Below are 1689 nucleotides of genomic sequence, written 5' to 3'. Positions count from 1 at the left end.
TGCACTAGTCCCTGTCAAGTTGACAGATGAAATATTATAAAGTTAAATCTGTCTCTAAGCGGCTTCATTCCAGTATTCATCTGGAGTGAGGCCGTTTCTTTGTGCTGAACGATTGTGGCAATTGAAGTATTCAATACCTTCTTCAACCAGTTTCTCGAGTTCTTGGAGAGTCTTAGGCATCGAATGACGATCCATCCAGCGCAATTTGAACTCATTCCACCAACGTTCCATTGGCGCATTATCGAATGGCGTGCCCGGACGAGACATGCTACGAGTTACATCGTAACGTGCAAGAAAATTATTGAAGGCGCCAGAAGTGTAAGCTGAGCCGCGATCCGTATGAATCAATGGATGAACGGCTCCGACACTATCAAATGCACGTTGGAACACTTCGATTTCCGCAGCTGAAGTTTCAGTGACGCTAAGATGGTGTGACAAGAGAAGTCGTCCATAGAGATCAAGAACGCCACTCAACCGAATTTTATATTCGCCGTTTGGACCAAATCTCAGTTCGGTCGAGTCGGACAACCAGACTTTATTAGGCGCATCCGTATCAAAATTTTGGTTTAAGACATTGTCTTGGATGTATTGCTCACTAGCTTTTTGGCGACTGTGTTTTTTAACTCGAATTTGGCATTTCAATCCAAGTTCTCGCATCACTCGTCGAACCATTTTATGAGTAACTTCAAAAGTAATTGACTCGTCATGCTGAAGGTTGACTAACAGATTTCCAGCACCAATACCTTGATGATGGAAATCAAACCAGTGTTGTGTCCGTTCCTTGAGCCGACGATCGCGGGCTTCCCAAGCCGTTTCTTCTCGCTTTAATCCTTTGTAGTAAGCCTGCCGGCTTACTCCGACAACAGCTAATAACTTGGTAACTGCACCGCGCTTGCCTTGACTGGTCTCTTTAATTGCGAGGTAGGCCTGTCGATGTTGTTTATTCACCCCTTGCGCTGGAGTTCCAGCAATTTTTTTGCGAATTGTTCCACCAATTCTTTGTCTTTGAGCTCAGCTTCGAGCTGGCGAATACGAAGGTTTGCTTTATCGAGATCAGTTAGTTCTGACTCATCTTTGTGGTGGCCACGATTATCAACGAGAGCCTCATAACCGCCATTCTTTGCCTTAAGCACCCAAGACCGTGCTTGTTGATATGAAACTTGAAAATGCTTAGCGGCTTCAGTGTATGAGTGCTTGTGTTTTACCACATACTCAACGACTTCGATTCGCTCTTCGAAAGTTGTCTTCTTACGCATAGTGGGGACCTGCTTTCTGGACGGCGATGCCGTCAAAGGTTTGTCTCCATTATACGTATCAAGCCACGTCTTTGCTTGAGCAACGTTGCGTAATCCATACTTGTTTGCCAAGTTCTCTAGCGTACCTTCGCCATTCAGATAGGCAAAGACAACAGTTTCCTTTAATTCCTTGCTGTAGTGAATATTCTTCCTTGCTTCCTCCAATCCTTCAAGGCCATCTCGTTCGTAACGCAGCGACCAACGTTTAAGTGAGTCCTTACCAATGCCATGTTGTCTTTCAAAAGTGGCTCTGGGTAAATCCGACTCCTTAAATTCCTCGAGCAATTTAAGTTTCTCAAGAGCCGTGAACTTAGATCTGGACATACAAAAATCCCTCCATAATCATCAGATGAATTATTGTATTTCATCTGACAACCATAAAGGGATTATCGCA

The 1689-nt window shown here is 44.3% G+C and carries 2 protein-coding genes; both read right to left on the bottom strand.

Annotated elements, in window-relative coordinates; translation table 11 throughout:
- Nucleotides 1-54 precede the first annotated feature (54 nt).
- Nucleotides 55-948 carry an IS3 family transposase gene (locus tag IV64_RS11240; RefSeq protein WP_056962884.1) on the bottom strand — a complete coding sequence of 298 codons (894 nt, stop codon included), beginning with the start codon at nucleotides 946-948 and terminating at the stop codon, nucleotides 55-57.
- Complete coding sequence (locus tag IV64_RS11235; RefSeq protein WP_057707346.1) at nucleotides 945-1619, bottom strand: helix-turn-helix domain-containing protein; 675 nt, start codon at nucleotides 1617-1619, stop codon at nucleotides 945-947. Before IV64_RS11235 ends, IV64_RS11240 begins: the two co-directional genes overlap by 4 nt.
- Nucleotides 1620-1689 lie beyond the last annotated feature (70 nt).

This window comes from Lactiplantibacillus xiangfangensis (assembly GCF_001438845.1).
Classification (GTDB): Bacteria; Bacillota; Bacilli; order Lactobacillales; family Lactobacillaceae; genus Lactiplantibacillus; species Lactiplantibacillus xiangfangensis.
This window is presented reverse-complemented; position numbering and strand designations above follow the sequence as displayed.

Bases quoted from the DNA above. Each gene is read 5' to 3' on its own strand.
- IV64_RS11235 (WP_057707346.1), bottom strand. From the start codon at position 1,619: ATGTCCAGATCTAAGTTCACGGCTCTTGAGAAACTTAAATTGCTCGAG.